The organism is Paracerasibacillus soli (assembly GCF_042432965.1).
GTDB classification, from domain to species: Bacteria; Bacillota; Bacilli; order Bacillales; family Amphibacillaceae; genus Paracerasibacillus; species Paracerasibacillus soli.
Window position 1 is genome coordinate 84,577 of sequence record NZ_JBHLWL010000010.1, and the last position, 17,254, is coordinate 101,830.

The 17,254-nt window shown below is 33.1% G+C and carries 19 protein-coding genes; 1 reads left to right on the forward strand and 18 read right to left on the reverse strand.

What is annotated here, in order from left to right:
• Positions 1 to 45 precede the first annotated feature (45 nt).
• From ACFFIS_RS03110 to ACFFIS_RS03160, 11 genes are all read right to left on the reverse strand, one after another.
• Positions 46 to 642 (reverse strand): DUF4352 domain-containing protein, encoded by a 597-nt coding sequence (locus tag ACFFIS_RS03110; protein ID WP_390186112.1) that lies wholly within the window; start codon positions 640 to 642, stop codon positions 46 to 48.
• A 101-nt stretch (positions 643 to 743) separates the two neighbouring features.
• On the reverse strand, positions 744 to 1,343 hold the full coding sequence (locus tag ACFFIS_RS03115) for a DUF4352 domain-containing protein (protein WP_390186113.1): 600 nt from the start codon (positions 1,341 to 1,343) through the stop codon (positions 744 to 746).
• Between the two features lie 289 nt (positions 1,344 to 1,632).
• Complete coding sequence (locus ACFFIS_RS03120; protein ID WP_390186114.1) at positions 1,633 to 2,235, reverse strand: DUF4352 domain-containing protein; 603 nt, start codon at positions 2,233 to 2,235, stop codon at positions 1,633 to 1,635.
• 143 nt (positions 2,236 to 2,378) lie between these two features.
• The gene (locus tag ACFFIS_RS03125; RefSeq protein ID WP_390186115.1) at positions 2,379 to 2,984 is read right to left on the reverse strand and encodes a DUF4352 domain-containing protein; all 606 of its coding nucleotides are present in this window, start codon (positions 2,982 to 2,984) and stop codon (positions 2,379 to 2,381) included.
• A gap of 14 nt (positions 2,985 to 2,998) precedes the next feature.
• Positions 2,999 to 5,227, reverse strand: coding sequence for a hypothetical protein (locus ACFFIS_RS03130; RefSeq protein WP_320379254.1), 2,229 nt, complete (start codon positions 5,225 to 5,227; stop codon positions 2,999 to 3,001).
• 74 nt (positions 5,228 to 5,301) lie between these two features.
• Positions 5,302 to 5,934 (reverse strand): TadE family protein, encoded by a 633-nt coding sequence (locus tag ACFFIS_RS03135; protein WP_390186116.1) that lies wholly within the window; start codon positions 5,932 to 5,934, stop codon positions 5,302 to 5,304.
• 21 nt (positions 5,935 to 5,955) lie between these two features.
• On the reverse strand, positions 5,956 to 6,123 hold the full coding sequence (locus ACFFIS_RS03140) for a Flp1 family type IVb pilin (RefSeq protein WP_320379257.1): 168 nt from the start codon (positions 6,121 to 6,123) through the stop codon (positions 5,956 to 5,958).
• Positions 6,124 to 6,150: 27 nt separating this feature from the next.
• Positions 6,151 to 7,017: a type II secretion system F family protein gene (locus tag ACFFIS_RS03145; RefSeq protein WP_390186117.1), complete on the reverse strand. Its 867-nt coding sequence runs from the start codon at positions 7,015 to 7,017 to the stop codon at positions 6,151 to 6,153.
• Positions 7,018 to 7,033: 16 nt separating this feature from the next.
• Positions 7,034 to 7,963: a type II secretion system F family protein gene (locus ACFFIS_RS03150; RefSeq protein WP_390186119.1), complete on the reverse strand. Its 930-nt coding sequence runs from the start codon at positions 7,961 to 7,963 to the stop codon at positions 7,034 to 7,036.
• A gap of 50 nt (positions 7,964 to 8,013) precedes the next feature.
• On the reverse strand, positions 8,014 to 9,207 hold the full coding sequence (locus tag ACFFIS_RS03155) for a TadA family conjugal transfer-associated ATPase (RefSeq protein ID WP_390186182.1): 1,194 nt from the start codon (positions 9,205 to 9,207) through the stop codon (positions 8,014 to 8,016).
• Between the two features lie 125 nt (positions 9,208 to 9,332).
• On the reverse strand, positions 9,333 to 10,415 hold the full coding sequence (locus ACFFIS_RS03160; protein ID WP_390186120.1) for an AAA family ATPase: 1,083 nt from the start codon (positions 10,413 to 10,415) through the stop codon (positions 9,333 to 9,335).
• Between the two features lie 496 nt (positions 10,416 to 10,911).
• Here ACFFIS_RS03160 and ACFFIS_RS03165 point away from each other — a divergent pair, with 496 nt between their 5' ends.
• Positions 10,912 to 12,348: a zinc ribbon domain-containing protein gene (locus ACFFIS_RS03165; RefSeq protein WP_390186122.1), complete on the forward strand. Its 1,437-nt coding sequence runs from the start codon at positions 10,912 to 10,914 to the stop codon at positions 12,346 to 12,348.
• Between the two features lie 166 nt (positions 12,349 to 12,514).
• Here the strand turns inward: ACFFIS_RS03165 and greA are convergent, their stop codons facing one another.
• The 7 genes from greA to ACFFIS_RS03200 all read right to left on the reverse strand — a co-directional run bounded on the left by greA (position 12,515) and on the right by ACFFIS_RS03200 (position 17,223).
• Positions 12,515 to 12,988, reverse strand: coding sequence for a transcription elongation factor GreA (greA, locus tag ACFFIS_RS03170; protein WP_320379265.1), 474 nt, complete (start codon positions 12,986 to 12,988; stop codon positions 12,515 to 12,517).
• A gap of 441 nt (positions 12,989 to 13,429) precedes the next feature.
• The gene (udk, locus tag ACFFIS_RS03175; protein ID WP_320379266.1) at positions 13,430 to 14,068 is read right to left on the reverse strand and encodes a uridine kinase; all 639 of its coding nucleotides are present in this window, start codon (positions 14,066 to 14,068) and stop codon (positions 13,430 to 13,432) included.
• A gap of 48 nt (positions 14,069 to 14,116) precedes the next feature.
• Positions 14,117 to 14,755, reverse strand: a complete 639-nt coding sequence (locus ACFFIS_RS03180; protein WP_320379267.1) for an O-methyltransferase — start codon at positions 14,753 to 14,755, stop codon at positions 14,117 to 14,119.
• Between the two features lie 131 nt (positions 14,756 to 14,886).
• Positions 14,887 to 16,005: an endolytic transglycosylase MltG gene (mltG, locus tag ACFFIS_RS03185; RefSeq protein ID WP_390186124.1), complete on the reverse strand. Its 1,119-nt coding sequence runs from the start codon at positions 16,003 to 16,005 to the stop codon at positions 14,887 to 14,889.
• A 238-nt stretch (positions 16,006 to 16,243) separates the two neighbouring features.
• A complete protein-coding gene (locus ACFFIS_RS03190; RefSeq protein WP_390186125.1) occupies positions 16,244 to 16,531 on the reverse strand; it encodes a DUF1292 domain-containing protein in 288 nt (95 codons plus the stop codon).
• Positions 16,532 to 16,541: 10 nt separating this feature from the next.
• Positions 16,542 to 16,955, reverse strand: coding sequence for a Holliday junction resolvase RuvX (gene ruvX / locus ACFFIS_RS03195; protein ID WP_320379269.1), 414 nt, complete (start codon positions 16,953 to 16,955; stop codon positions 16,542 to 16,544).
• Position 16,956: 1 nt separating this feature from the next.
• A complete protein-coding gene (locus tag ACFFIS_RS03200; RefSeq protein WP_320379270.1) occupies positions 16,957 to 17,223 on the reverse strand; it encodes an IreB family regulatory phosphoprotein in 267 nt (88 codons plus the stop codon).
• Between the last annotated feature and the right edge of the window lie 31 nt (positions 17,224 to 17,254).

Here is a 17,254-nt window from a genome sequence, read left to right on the forward strand (position 1 = left end):
TATATATCCCATCCCAAGGGTAGGAAGTCTACCCTAGTTAAATAATTATTCTTTTGGGACTGGTAATTCAAATCGAATTTCTTCATTTGACATACGTTCATATACAAAATATAAAATTTCCTCCGATAAATAATTACTATCGGCAAAAACTAAATTCCCTGTTATTTCATCTCCTGGTTTAAGTTCTTGCTCTCTTTCCAAGAAAAAGTCCTCATTATTATCAGTATCCCCACCATCAGTACTAGCAAATAATAAATCTGCTGACATTTGTTGGTTCGGAATAAAAGATTCACTTCCAGTATTTTTGATAGTTACATTTATAACAGCAAATCTTCCCCCCTCTTCTGGATTGTAATTATATTCTTCCAATGAATGTCCTTCTATATCGTCAGTAGTTAAATCAAAACTATTTACCGTTACTTCATAGGGATAACCTAACGAACTGGTTTCTGTTTGAGCTGTATCCCCAATCTGATAAATATTACCCTCTTTTGAATCATTTTTATCATCGGAGCTTTCTTTATCAGATGTTGAGGCTCCTTGTTCATTATTTGGTTCATCCTTTTTATCCCCATCATCGCTACCTGAACATGCCGTTAAAAACAGGCCCATTATTAATAAAATACTCATTTTTTTCATCATGTTGTATGCCTCCATTCATACTGCTAATAACCATCTTAATTTGACATTATTTTCTCCACTATTTAACACTGATAACTCGAACATCCTTAAAAGCAATAACTTTATTCTTTTGGAACTGGTAATTCAAATCGAATTTCTTCATTAGCAAGATATTCATAGATTAAATGAAGTTTCTCTTCATTTAAAAACTTCATACTTGTATAAACCAACTCACCTGTAATTTCCTCACCGGGATTTAACTCTTCATTTCTTTCCAGGAAAAACTCTTCATCTCGGTCATGTTCATAACCACCACTGCTATAAACTATATTCGCGGAAATTTGCTCATTGGGAACAAACGACTTGTCTCCTACATTTTTTAAAGTAACATTTAAAATAGCGAATCTTCCCCCATCCTCCGATTCATAGTTATAATCATCTATTGAAACACCTTTTGGATCTTCTGTAGTAATTTCAAAACTGTTCAAAGTTATTTCGTAAGGATAACCTAATGAACTAGTCTCTGTTTTGGCAGTCTCTCCAATCTGATAAATATTACCCTCTTTTGAATCACTACTACCATCAGATTTTTCTTTATCTGTTGTTGGTGCTCCCTGTTCATTATTTGGTTCTTCCTTTTTATCCCCATCATCGTTACTGGAACATGCCGTTAAAAACAGGCCCAATATTAATAAAATAATGATACTCATTCTTTTCATCATGTTGTATGCCTCCCGTTAATATGAATAATTTTTTATTTAATAACGTATTCATTACTACATGCATTTCTTGAACTACGCGGCAACACGTTTGTCAAAGAAGGAATAAACCAAAACTTATTTACCCTCACGTCTTATCTTTTTGGATCCTCCATTTAACTTAGAAACCCTAAATCGCTTTTAAAGTACTTTATTGAAGTTATTTTCTATGAAACTCCCTTCCTACTCTTTGGATAAAAACATAGATTATATATTTCATCCAAAGGGTAGGAAGTCTACCCTTATTAGAGTTTTATTCTTTTGGTACCGGCAGTTCAATTCGAATTTCTTCTTTCGCCAAATATTCGTATACTAAATAAAGTGTGTCTTCTTCAAAAAAAGATCTGCTTGTATATACCAAGTTACCAGTAATTTCATCTCCAGGTGCTAATTCTTCATCTCTTTCTAGAAAAAAGTCAAAATCATAATCTAGTTCAGCTGCATTTGAACTTGCATATACTAATTCACCTGATAATTGTCTGTTTGGTACAAATGACTTTTCCCCTGTATTTTTTATTGTGACATTCACAACTGCAAACCTAGACCCTTCCTCAGCCGTTAAATTATAACTTTCTAGCGAATGACCTTCCACATCTTCTTCTGTAATTTCAAAACTATTCACTGTTACTTCATATGGATAGCCTAATGAACTCGTTTCCGTTTGGGCAGTTTCTCCAATCTGATAAATATTCCCTTCTTTTGAATCACTACTATCTGTGGATGTTTCTGTGTCAGATGTTGGTGCTCCCTGCTCATTATTTGGTTCTTCCTTTTTATCCCCATCACCATTACTGGAACATGCCGTTAAAAATAGGCCCAATATTAATAAAATAGCAATACTCATTTTTTTCATCATGTTGTTATACCTCCCGTTAATATGAATATACTTCTACTTCTATTTTCCTATCATTGTCTATAAATCTTTCTTCCTACTCTTGGGATGAAAATATAGATTATATATCCCATCCCAAGGGTAGGAAGTCTACCCTAGTTAAGTAATTATTCTTTTGGAACTGGTAATTCGAATCGAATTTCTTCGTCCGCATAATGTTCAAACACTAAATGAAGACTTGTTTGATCTTGTAACTTTGTGATAGTACTGGTATAAACTAAATTGCCAGTAATATCATTACCAGGAGATAGTTCATTATTTCTTTCAAGGAAAAAGTCAAAATCCAAGTCATGCTCATATCCACCATTAGTAAATACTAAATCTGCTGCAAGCTGCTCATTAGGTATAAATGATTTTTCACCAATATTTTTAAGCGTTACATTAACCACAACAAATCTGTCTCTATTTTCCGGATCTAAATTATAGTTTTCTAATGACTTACCTTCTATATCATCTGTAGTAACTTCATAACTATTTACCGTAACTTCATATGGATAGCCTAATGAACTCGTTTCCGTTTTGGCAGTTTCTCCAATCTGATAAATGTTCCCCTCCTTCGACTCATTTTTGTCATTGGATTTTTCTTTATTAGATGTTGAGGCTCCTTGTTCATTATTTGGTTCCTCTTTTTTATCCCCATCATCATTACCTGAGCATGCCGTTAAAAACAGGCCCATTATTAATAAAATAGCAACACTCATTCTTTTTATCATGTTGTATACCTCCATTAATATGAATAAACTTTTTTCTTTTTAATAACATATTCATTACCACTTACATTTCCCGAGCTATTTGGCAACACCCTTGTTAAAGCAGGGATAAACCATAATTTGATTTTCCCCTCTACTTCTCCTTCTATATAAGATGGATGTTCATCTAATTTAATGTCTGTTTCTTTTGTAACTACTGCTTGTAATCTTCTTATCTTTTCATTATTTTTTGTCTCGCCATTTGATTTCAATAACATAAAAATTCTTAAAAATAATTTTGGAGTCATACTCACTTTATATCTTATATTAAATGGACTCCATTCAAGAGTATACTCTTCCCTTTCTGATGTTAAATCACCTATTTGATTTGCAGTTTCGACAAAAGCTAACCCCACTGCCCTCAACAATCCTATAGGCCCTAAAAATCCCCCACGCATCAGAACATTTTCCAACAAGTTTACAATAAACAACAATAGTGCAACATCCTTTATAAACATAAAGTAATTAACACCTGCTGTTGTGTAACCATACGTTATGAACTCCGCCTTTTTATTTTCATATAAATAGGCATCACCACTTTTTCCTATTAGCTCATACGGCTCATTTGATCCGTAGTTTGCTAAAATATATTCATTGATGTAGAGCTCATTTCGTACAGATGTTGGAAAGTCAGATAGAAACTTGAGGAATTCTCGCATTTGGTTGTATGCATCTTTTATAAAACCTGACTTACTCGGTTGATTTAAGTCTGCATTCCCAGATGCTACATCATAATGTGCCATGATTTCCGCTAACTTATCATACTCAGCCTGATCGTTGGCTAGATTTTCAAACGAAAATAATAACTCCCACAAGTCACCAAAACTGCCATCAGATTTTTCCTCTTCATCTTTAAAATTTACATCTTTCAATAGTTTCTTTGAACTTTCATATGTCTCTAAATGACCATTCAAAGTATCTTTTATAAAATCTTGATGTTTAGGTTTTTTCTTATTAATCCAATATAATATTCTGTTTTCTAAATCGTCTTTCGCATTGTCTCTAGCTTCCTCATCCTCTTTAAACGTTGCTTTATCATAAAAAGCTTCAACCAACTGATAAATGGTATAATTAACATATTCTCCATCTGTTCTTTTACCAACAGTTGATTTAAAATCATCTTCCATTTCTTCTATTCCCGTTATAATTTCGGAAAAGAACTCATCCTCTAATGCAAGATTTTTCAGCATTTCTAATTCTCTTCTTACCTCTTCATCTTCTACTTGCATATTGTCTAAATCAAGTTCATTTATTTTCTCGCGCAATTGTTCATTGATACCCATGGCAGAAGTTTTATTTGGATTACTTGCTGTCTTTCCAGTACCAACAAACTGTTTTATAATTTCTTGTAAGGAGCCTCTTTCTTGTTTAAACAAGTTGACATGCTCTTTTTTTAGTCGTTTAACTTCATTCTCAAAATTTTTAATCTCATCTTTATTTTCACTGGTTAAATCTTTCTTTTCCTTTTTCTTTAAATTTAAATATCTTTCACTGTAATAGATGACACCTTCCATATCTCCAATATAATTTGGTATCGTCTTTCCAGCATAATTGTAATCGCTCTTATTACCTATCATCTTATTGATTTTTGTTTGTGCCAATTCCTTATACTTTTCAATTTCCTTTACAGCCTTGTCTATCCTACGGTTACGTTCTTTTGCTAATGTAATAATATCCTCGTATGTTTCTTGTAATTTTTCTATCCGATCAATTTCGTCTTCTGAGATTTTATCTTTAATCCCCGAAGAAATTAACTCAAATAGTTGATCACCAATTTGCATTGGAGCTTGATATTTCATACTTTCTAATACTTGATGTCTGAAAACATCTAAGTCGACTAAATTTCGACTATTTTCAAAGCTTACACTTGTATTAGAAATTTCAGGGTTTGCAAGATTATGTACTCCCGATAGTTCACCTGATTCAAGAAACTGGTCTTTAACGAATCCATCAAAGTCGCTTTTCGCAGTTCCTGCATCACCGGCATAACTAAACAAACCGACACCAGATAGTTTTTCATTAAATAATGCCATCGTTGAACGTAATGCAGTATCCATCGCATTTTCAATTTGACGTTCCGCTGAAATAATTCGTAAAGTATCGATAAACAAAGCATTTAATAAAAATATTGGGAGAATAATGATGATCGCATAAATGGAAACGGAACCTTTATTTCCAACTATTAAACGCTTTAGCCTTTTCTTCAATATATATCACCCCATTTCTCGTAAGGTGTATTTTCGATATTGCTAATAGGTTCTTAACAATATGTACTCATACATCATTCATTCCCAAAGAATTTCCCAACAGATGAAATGAGCTTAGTAAGTGCGCCACCAAGACCCGTTTCCTTCCACACATACTTTGCAAAGTTAAAGTTTCGAATAAGCTCTGGTGAGTCTGTTACAACACGTGATGCTTTTGCTGTAAGTGTTGAACCACCTAATAAAGATTCGACAAAAGATGGAATGAAGAGGGTAGATTCAACTGTAGTGTTCACTTCGCTATAGATAATAATGTTACGGTATTCCACTTTAACATTATAAGGATAGGCATTTTCGGCTCTACTAATCTTTGTTTGTTTGGGACCACCTTGACTTTCAAATATATTATCTAATCCGAAGATACCCATAATCCCATCATCTGTAACTCGCCAATATAATCCATCAGTACTATTGGACAAACCGGGATAAGTACTTTTATCGAATTCACCAGTTATCTGGTCTTTTTGTGAATTGTTCCACGTAAACGCGGTTTGTGCTGCTGCTTTTTGAGCAATATAATTTGCTGTTCCTAACTGAAAAATAATGATACAAAAAAATACACAAACTAGCGTAAATAACAGAAGAGCTGGAAAGACGAGAGTAGCTTCAATAGTAAAGCTACCCCGTTCTTCTTTCATGAAAGATTTCATTATATCCTCCTTCATTACATCTTATATGCCAAGTTGGTCCTCAACTTTATCTAATAGATCTGTTGCCCATGTTGTAATCTTCTCTTTAAACATTACAGCTATTACAATTAATACAGACAAAATTAATAAAATCTCAATTGTTTCTAATCCTTCTTCATCTTTCCAAAAGTCCTTCATAAATGTTGTCATTTTTTTACACTCCTAAGTATTATTTTTTTAAAACATTGCAATTGCGGGATAAACAACGATTAACAATACTGATGCAAAAATAAAGATTATCGGAAATACTAATTTAGATGATGCCTCTTCCCCTTTAATTCTTGTTACCGTTTTTCGCTTATCCCAAAGTGAGACAGATAATTCTTTCAATGAATTGACTAACAACGACCCTCCTTTCCGATAGTTCATCATGACTGTTGTAGTAAATATGGATACTTCCTGAATCCCACAGCGATAATTTAAATCTTTAAGCACTTCCTGGAACGGTGCATTTGCGGTCATCTTATTAACAGCTTCATTCAGTTCAAAATATAACGGTGAATCGTAAATTCTTTTTTGATTTTGTAATACACATTTTTGGATTGCGCCTTGAACTGTATCCCCTGCGTTAACTAATAATATAATTTTATTTACAAATTCAGGAAGTTCGATAATAATTGATTCTTTTCTTTGTTTCACTTTTTTCTCTAAATCCTTCACTAAGTAAAAACTAATGATGGCAGTTAATAAAAGGCCATATACCATATTTGAATAATTCATATCGTCCGCAACTACCGCCGCAAGTGAAAAAAAGATAAGAATTGTAACCGTTGTAATAATCTTTGCTAAATATATTTTCGTATAATCTCTCGATAATTTACTTCCCCTCAAAATAATCATCTTTTGATGAATCGTATTTACGAGATGTGGAAAGCGTCGAGAAAAATTCAGCTTGTCGATTAACGCAAATGCATAAGGTGCAATAAACGGTAATGAAATATCATCATGATATAATTTAATAAATCCAGCGTAGACTTGTTTGTTCTTTATTGTTGCTATCATAATAAGGATTAACAAGCCAAATAAAATTAGTTTGATTACCATTTGTTGTTTTTCCTTTCTACACTTTAATGTCCATTATCTTTTGGCTAATCAATAGACTGATAATAATGCAAATAAGTGCGATCGTCATGACGATAGGACCTAATGTGCCGAACTTATATAACGGTGCAACAAAGTCTGGTGAAGACATTTTTAAAAACAATATAATTCCTAATGGAGCTATTGCCATAATTTTCGATTCAAACTTTTTCTGTGATACTAACACTTTAATATCCTGTTGAATTTCAATTTTATCTGTAATAATGTCTGACGTTCGTTTAATTACCTCTACCAAATCGCCACCTGTTCGCTTACACGTAATGAATACGTCTGCAAAGTTACGGATATCGTCAACATCAGAACGATTAGCAAAGTCTTCTATTGCTCTTTCTATCATTTCGCCGTTTTCAACTCGACGATTAATGAGATTAAATTCACGGATAATGTATGTGCGATCATCCGTATATAGCAGTCGCAAATCTTTTAGAGCGTCCCGAAATGCATTTTCTATTGACTGACCCGCAGCTAAAGATGACGCTAAAGAAGATATCGCCTCTTTAAATTGTAAGGATAATTGATCTTTACGTTTTTCAATCAGATTTTTGCGTTGAAATTTAGGATAAAATGTACCGAAACAAGCAGCGACCCCTGCGATTATCACATTGCCGTAAAATAAGTAGGCAGTACCGAAAATGGCAGCTCCTGCAATACATGAATACTTTATAAACTCTTGAAATGATATCTTGTAAGTCGCATAATCTATTAATTTCTCTCCACCAATTGTGCGATCCCTTATCGCAGCAATGCTTCTTTCTCGTAGCTGTTTTTCTTTTAATTCATGTTCTTTCAATTGTTTCTTCTTGTTTCTTGAAATGAGAATTCTTCGTGTAAAAATAATACCCAATAAAATAATAATAACGATAGTCCCTATGATTTTATCTAATGGCATCTTTTCACCAACTTTCTAAGTCTTTTATACACGGAAGACTTTTAAGTACACTATTTTTTATCCAATTTTATCTCCTCGAGAAAATCATACTTTCCTGCGAGCCTTAGTTTATTTGTTTCTTTTAATCTATTTTCTGTTTTCACCAATTCTCCAACTATTTTTCCACGTGAATCTTCGCCTGTCTCTTGGAAAATAAACAAAGGGTTTAACTGTATTTCACCATTTTCTACTCCTAGTACTTCCGCAACTTCCACAACCTTACGTGAATGATCACGGAATCTGGAAAGGTGAACCATAATATCAATTGCCGAACTAATTTGTTGACGTATGACTCCAATTGGTAATTCTGCAGCACTTAAGACCATCGTTTCCAATCGACTTAACATGTCATAAATAGAGTTGGCATGGCCAGTTGATAAGGACCCATCATGTCCCGTATTCATTGCTTGAAGCATATCTAACGCTTCTGCACCCCGAACTTCCCCAACTATTACTCTATTTGGTCTCATTCGAAGTGATGCACGGATTAAGTCGCGAATTGTAATTTCACCTTTACCTTCCGTATTTGCATTTCTAGTTTCGAGTTGAACGAGGTTAGGCACTTGTCTAATTTGTAATTCAGCAGAATCTTCAATGGTAATGATTCGCTCATTTTTAGGAACGAAATTTGACAATACATTTAGAAATGTTGTTTTTCCCGAACCTGTTCCCCCACCAATAAAAACATTATATTTTGCTTCAACCAAGTGTTTTAGGAAATAACTAACTTCTTCATTAATCGCCCCAAAGGTTATTAAGTCTTCTATAGTCAATGGCTTTTCGGGGAACTTCCTTATTGTCATTGCAGGCCCTTTCAGTGCAACCGGCGGAAGAACGACATTGACACGTGATCCATCTTCTAATCTTGCATCCACTATTGGGCTTGATTCGTTTACAACACGGTTCACTCTAGAGACAATTGTCTGAATAATATCCTCCAACTTTTGCTTATTTTCAAATTTTATATCTGTTTCTGATACATTACCGTCTTTTTCAATATAAATTTCGTCATAATTGTTTATCATAATTTCGGTTACAGTAGGATCATCTAACAAAGGTTGAATAACCCCTAATCCTCGAAATGCATGATACATTCTATCTACGATACGCTTAATCATTGAAGATGATAGGTGATTCTCCCGTGCATACTCAATAACTGTCTCTTCTATCATCAATAGAAGTTCCTGATTTGTAGTAGAGTGCATGAAGTCTAATGTTTCTCGTAACTTTTCAATGAGCTGTTTTGTTATTTCATCTTCTTTATCTATTGCTCTAGTTTGTTTCGATAGATTCTCTCCATCATTAATTGCTATTTTAGATACCACTATATTTACACCCCCGCTTTCACCATATGGGTTTTTAGCAATTGAAATAGTGATTCCCCAATCTTTGTGTCACTCTGAAACTTTTGCTCTTCGCTCATTTCCAACCAGGCTGTCTTGAATGGAACACGCTTTTCTATGCTGTAATTATATTCATTGAGCCCGTCAAAGTCAGTTTCTCCAATTTTATTTAATACAAAATGAATCTTTGCTTGATCTAATTCTGTTTCTAAATAATCTTCATTGATAATTTGTTTTGAACGCTCAAAACTTGTTTGATCAGCTGTTAGCAACCAAAAAACTTCCGTTGAGACTTCTAATGCGGCTTTATTTCTTTCATGCAAGGAACTATCCAAATCGATGATGATATAATCATAATGTTGTGTTTGTTTCAGTGCATGAACGAGGCCTAAAATTTCCTCTCTACTTAAGATTTCCATTTCCTCAGGATTTGGCGGCAATGAAAAATACTCGATGTTTGTCAAAGAATCACGTGACTTTAATGACTCAATTTTAGAAATTAGTCGTTCTTTGTTGTTTTTTAAATAATAAAGAACTTCTGCTGAGGATTGCTTCTCCTCAGTAAAATATAAACTAGTTGTATGTAGTCCCTCTAAATTTAAGTAAAATACTCTCTTTCCTTGCATCGACAAATATCTTGCAAAGCATAGTGCAAATAACGTCTTACCTGCACCAGCAGATCCACTGTAAAAGGATATAATAGATTCTTTATTTTTTCCGGTCCTATTCGGAATTACCTTACCGCTATTTTCGTAAAACTTCGCTAAAACATGTGTAAGTAAATCTTTTAAAGGCTGATATTTAAAAACCGAATCCACATTATCTTCTGAATCATTAACTTCTGATAGTGTAATAACCTTTTCAAAAGGCAAACGATCCTCATTGCTCAATTCTACATCCGTTAGCAAGATGTGTGACTTTTTATTACGTGTGTTCTCTTTAAATACACCGAGTTCAGTATAAATCTGGATAGAATATCGTTGACTATTCTCTGGATTAATCATAAAATTCGAAAAGAACTGTGCATATGTTTTATCCATTGTAAATAGGATTATTTTTACTTTGCTCATAAATTCTCCCCCTCTTATAAGCAAACGAACTTGTTTACATCATTATCACTAAGTTTTCGGAAAAAATAAAGAGCTTTTGTCAAAAATGGTTATTAGTACCTATTTTTTAAAAAATAAGATACTTTGTGCTTCTATTCTTGTTTAGAAGACTAAAAAACATAAATATTTCCGCTCATAAATTAATATAATTCATATTTTCCCTATTATATTTGTTTATTATCAGTTTACCTCTCTATATTTACCCATTTTTTGGGAATTATATTTTGCAGTACATTTATAGTCGTATTTTTGTCTTACATCCTTGTACCTACTATTTTTTACAATTTAATCCTCGTAACACAATTGTAAAGTTGCGGTAACATTGTTGTAACATTAGAATTGACAGTATATTATAGTGAATGCAAAAAACAGTATAAAAGACGCATAATTTTTTCTGTTAAATATGTTACGATAAATAGGTACTATCTTTAATTATTATAAGGGGGAATGATAAAATATGGTTTGTCCTAATTGTAAAGAGCAAATCGAAGAAAAAGATACGCAATTTTGTCCAGAATGTGGTACAAATCTCCAAGAAACGGAACTAATAGAAAAAGGTAAGGGAAATAGAAAAATACTCATTACTACGTTTTCCATTCTCTTTCTCGTCATTTCAGCTTTTACTATCTTTTTCTTTATTGGAAAATCAAAATTCGATCCTGAAAAAGTTGTTGCATCTTTTGAAAGTGCAGTCCAAGACAAAAAAGATAACGCACTATTGAAATTACTAAAACCAAATGATGACTCATTTAAAATGAACAAAAAAGATGCAGCACGTTTAATTGATTTATATCAAACTGACAAGGATGCATACGATGATGTAGTAACCAAATTAAATATGCAGGTAAAAGCATTACAGCAAAAGAATTTATTTGATCCAACTGAAGATAGTGTAAATGGAACACTTAACTTAAAACAAGGTGGTAAAAAGTGGCTCTTTTTCACTGATTACTATTTGGAAGTGACACCTGCATACATCGAACTTACAACAAATGAAAAGGATATAGATTTATTCATTAACGACGAAAAAGTGGCAACTTCTGATAAAGCTGAATTCCAACAAAGATTTGGCCCATATACACCAGGTCTATATGAAGTTAAAGCTGCATTTGAAAATGAGTACACCGATATTGAAGAGGTAGAACAAATAGAGCTTTATGACTCTGTTTTAGAGGCAGAAAATCACTATTTTGAATTACCACTAGCAGAAGTGGAAGTAAGTTCTGCTTTTAACGAGGTGGATTTATACATAAATGGTGAAAAAACAGATAAAAAAATAATGGAGGGTAATCAATCTATTGGTGTATTCCCAACAGATGGTTCTATTGAAACGTATATTGCTAGAGAATATCCATGGGGAATTGTTCAAAGTGATCCATTAAGTATTACTGGAAATCAGATTACATTCGAACACCTTATTGTTTTTGATTATGAGGAAGAAGTAGCCTTAATGGAAAGAATTAACGATATCGTGGAAAGCTACCATGTTTCCCTATCAAAGAAAGATCCTGATTTATTTAAAGAAGGTATTACTGAAAATATGAAAAATGACCACAATGCAAAAATGGATCAGGTTAAAAAGAAGAAACCAAAGTATAAAGGTGAGTTTCTAGAAGCAGTTTATGATGTTCATAACATTTCACTACCAGAGTACGATGATTCAATTAATGCGTTTACCGTTAAATTGCGCGCACATTATACATTCCATGAACCAAACGTCCAATTGGAAGATTTATTCGACTATCATAAACGGGACGGCGATAATTATACAAGATCTCGCGAACTAACTATTATGTATGATGAAGATAAAAAAGAGTGGAAACTACATAAGTATGAAAAGCAACATTTTGCTATAACTGAACGATCAGAAAGAGTTTTTAAATTCACTGAATAACTAAAAAATACTTTAACCAAAGTATATCTAAAAATAAAACCGCAAAAAGTCGAGTAATAAAATATCGATCTTTTGCGGTTCATTTATTTTATACTATCTTTTTCCATGCTGATTACATCTATGTTAGTCATAATTTCAATTTCCTAAATTGAATGCGCTATTATTCCTATTCTACTTTCAAAATCTTCACTTGGAATTCCCCACCAGGTGTAGTTACGGTTACTTCTGCACCTACTTCATGACCAAGTATACTTTTTGCGATTGGTGAATCATTTGAGATTTTACCTTCAAATGGATCTGCTTCAGCACTTCCCACAATTTGATATGTTTCTTCATCACCATCAGGTAATTCTTGGAATGTAACAGATTTACCTAGTGTAACAACATTTGACTCATTTTCATCATTTTCTATAATAACCGCATTACGAATCATCTTCTCGATTTGTGCAATGCGTGATTCTACAAAAGCTTGTTCTTCCTTCGCTGAATCATACTCTGAGTTTTCCGAAAGGTCCCCAAAGTCACGAGCAATCTTAATACGCTCTACTACCTCTTGTCTCTTTTCTGTTTTCAAAAAAAGTAATTCCTGGTCTAATTTTTCTTTCCCCTCATGTGTCATGTAATATTTTTTTTCTGACATGAATAACACTCCTTATCTATTTCTTTATACGTTTTCAAAAAATCATTAATAAGATGTATACTTCACAAGTAGCTTTCATATTCATATGAATAGTCAACTATCACGAAGCTCTATCGTAGTCATATCTATTCACTAAGGTTAATGGAAGTTTTGTTTGAATCTCACCAATTATTAACTTCACGGGTCGTTTGTCGTCGGCCATCATCTTTAAAGTAAAACTTCAATCAGCAGGGTATTTACTCTTCCGCTACTGATTGTCAGTTAAACGAATCGGGCTTTTATGGGCCGTTAATTTCCCGCTTATCATACTTCAATACCATGATTACTTAAACTGTGGTTTATAGTCCACAATAAAATAACGAGCATTTTTACTAAAGAATCTCATACAAGATACTAATCAATACTATCGCAGACTTTACGGAAAATTGCAATACTTTTCACCTATTTATTTTTAGCATTTCTAGTTAAAATTGTTTCAATTTTCGTAGCCATAATATCAATAGCTACATGATTTTCTCCGCCTTCAGGTATAATAATGTCCGCATACCGCTTTGTAGGTTCCACAAATTGCAAATGCATGGGACGTACACTATTTATATATTGGTCAATAACAGATTCTAATGATCTTCCTCTTTCATTAATATCGCGAAGCAACCTTCTAATAATTCTTAAATCAGCATCTGTATCCACAAATACTTTAATATCCATTAAATCAACTAAACGCGGATCTTCCAAAATTAGAATTCCCTCTACGATGATTACTTCCTTGTATTCAACAGGTATCGTTTTATCTGAACGAGTATGAATTTTATAATCATATACTGGTTTATCAATCGTCTTACCTTGCATTAAATCGTTTAAGTGTTTGATTAGTAAATCATTGTCAAATGCTAGTGGATGATCGTAATTAGTTTGAAGTCTTTCCTCAAAAGGTAAATGACTTTGATCTTTATAATAATAATCTTGTTCGATAACTAAAATGGTTTTGTCCGAAAATCGGTTACATATTGACCTTGTAACAGACGTCTTTCCACTTCCACTACCACCTGCAACACCAATAACAACTGGCTTTTGATGCATGTTTATTCGTTCCTTTCTCTAAACCTTCTCGTTGTTATGCTTGTCAGGTTATTTCTTAATACTTAAAGCTACACCATCTCCTATAGGGACAATGGTGGTCGTAAACGCTGGATGTGATGAAAGCCATTGATTATAATCTCTAATTTTTTCCACCATTTTCACATACCTTTTAGGAGACAAAGATATATCTGCAACGTAACCTCTAAATAATACATTATCCGAAACAATAAATCCATTTTCTGCAATAAGCAGTTGTGCTTTTTCAAAAAATTGCTTATAACTTCCTTTCGCTGCGTCAATAAAAACACAGTCAAAAGTATGCTCTTTAGCTATCAGCTCATCCATACATTGTAATGCATCCCCAAATAATAACGTAATATGATCTTGTTTACCTAACCGTTGAATATTTTGGACAGCTTGTTCGTATCGAGGTTCGTCTCTTTCTATTGTAACAATGTGCGCTGTTGGATTTGCTTCTAGTATTCGTAACGATGAATAACCGATTGCTGTACCTATCTCCAATATTCGAGCAGGTTTATTTAACCGCATCAATTGCATAAGAAAGCGCATGCTAATCGCATCCATAATTGGTACATTATCTTTTTTTGCTGCTGCTTGTAATTCTTTTACCCACTGCTCCTCTTCTGGTAATAAAGTGGATAAATATTGAGTTATTATTTCGTCCATCTTAAACTTCCTTTTATTTTATACTATCTGACTACATTTCATTAAAATGAGAAATGTGAGCATAGCTTCTCACATTTCAAATTAAAGATATTCATAAATTGATTATCGCCAGGATATGAGGACACTAACCATTATTTTATATATTGTTGTTTTAACTTTAAATGCTCCTCATGAGTTTTTGCATAATGAATATTTCCTTCTGCATCATGTAGGAAATAGAGATAATCCGATTGTTCTGGTTTAATAATTGCCTCCAAAGAACTCTCTGAAAAGTTAGCAATTGGGCCTACTGGCAATCCTTCAATCTCATACGTATTATATGGTGATTTAATCTTTAAATCTGACAATAATACTTTATCTTTATGTTTCCCTAATGCATAAAGGACTGTTGGATCCGTTTGCAGTTTCATACCTTCATCAAGTCGGTTATAAAATATCCCTGCGATTTTTCTTCTTTGATCTTCAGTCTTTGCTTCTTTTTCAACTAATGATGCTAATGTAATTGCTTCATGTATTGAAATGTCCTTTTCTTTTAGTTGGTCTAAATAAGGACCGACTACTTCACTTGTTTTTTCCAACATCATTTCAACAATCGATTTTACTGTATATTTTTCATCATAAAAATTATATGTTGCTGCAAACAGATAACCTTCCAGAGGTGTGCGTATTTCCTTATTTTTAATATCTTTTGTTAATATAGCTGGATACTTTTCCATAAGTTTATCGATAAAAGCCTTATCATTAACTACCTTCAAAAATTCAGCTTTTTTAATTTTCGTTTTATCCGCGAATATCTCTGCTATTTCATCAATACTCTTTCCCTCGGGGATCGTTACTTTAAATAATGCATCTTTTACAATTTTGCCAGTTTTTAATGAGGCAATAATTTCATCTAATGTCATTGATTTTGTGAAATTATATTTTCCAGCTTGAAATCCAGATTGATTTTTAAATTTGGTATAAAACCGGAATATTCTTCCATCCTTTATGATACCTTTTTTCTCAAGTATGGAACCAATAGATGAAGAGGATGACCCTAATGGAATTTCTACTTTTACTTCTTCGTTACTATCCGGATCAACAGGCTGTAGTGCTTGCTTAATATATGTATATCCTGAATAACCACCGATAATAAATATTAATAAAATTGATAAGATAATAATCAAGACAATTTTACGTACGGTTCTCGCTTCTTCACTTCTTGCCTTCAAATTGTTCCGATACGTTGATTTACTTTTTCTTTTTGACATCTTCTTGCTCCTCTCGTCCGGTATATTATACTAAAAAATTTTAGGTTATGCTATACCTAGAGAAGGATTTCACTGCGTGATATAAATAAACCGTACATATAGGATATATTTTATTATTTGTTAGTAACCAAAATGTCCACAGTTTAAAGAAAAAGCCGATGCCTTTTTAGACACCTGCTTTTTAGTAAACTATAAAATGTGTAAGATCATATCTTTGTTTTTTAGTTTTATTACAGCCTTATTTGTTTTCTTCTTCATCAGCTAGTGTATGAAGCATTTCTTCTACAATTTCCCATTCTTCATCAGATTCAATTTGGAAAAGTGCTAAATCATTATCATCTCCAGATTTTTCTTCATATCGAAATGCATACACTTCAACTTCTTCGTCATCCTGTTGTTCAATAGGAACAACAGCGATATATGATTGTTTTGTTTCATCTACGTCGAATGTAAATAGCACTTCAAATAAATGTTCTTCACCATTTTCATCTGGGATAATAATTCGTTCTTTTTCTTCTAGTGCCATATCGTCACTCCTATTTTTGATCAAGATAACCTTGTAAGATCATCATTGCAGCTACCTTATCGATTACTTTTTTACGTTTTTTCCTACTCATATCCGCTTCTAATAAAACACGTTCAGCAGCTACCGTAGTTAATCGCTCGTCCCACAACACTGTCGAGATATTATGGGTTTTTTCCACATGTTCAGCATATCGTTTAGACGCTTCTCCACGTTCACCAATTGTTCCATTCATGTTTTTGGGTAGTCCAATTACAGCTTTCCCAATGTCATGCTCTTTTATGATTTCTTTTAATTCCTGATCCGCTGAATGGATGTCATTTTCATTCCATCTAATAATCGTTAATCCTTGAGCAGTCCAACCTAATTCATCACTTACGGCCACGCCAATCGTTTTTGAGCCAACATCTAATCCGATAATTTTCATATTAATCCTTTTCTTGTTGTTCGATATAATATTTGACGAGTACTTCAATTACTTCGTCTCTTTCTACTTTCCTAATGAGGTTACGCGCATCATTGTACCTTGGTATATACGCAGGGTCACCTGATAACAAATAACCAACAATTTGATTAATAGGATTATATCCCTTCTCCTTAAGTGCTTCATGGACAGTCAAAAGAATTTCCTTCATGTCTTTATCAAATGGTTCATCAGAAAAATTAAATTTCATTGTTTTATCTATTGAACTCATATTGACACCCCATTCCATTTTTGCTCTTATT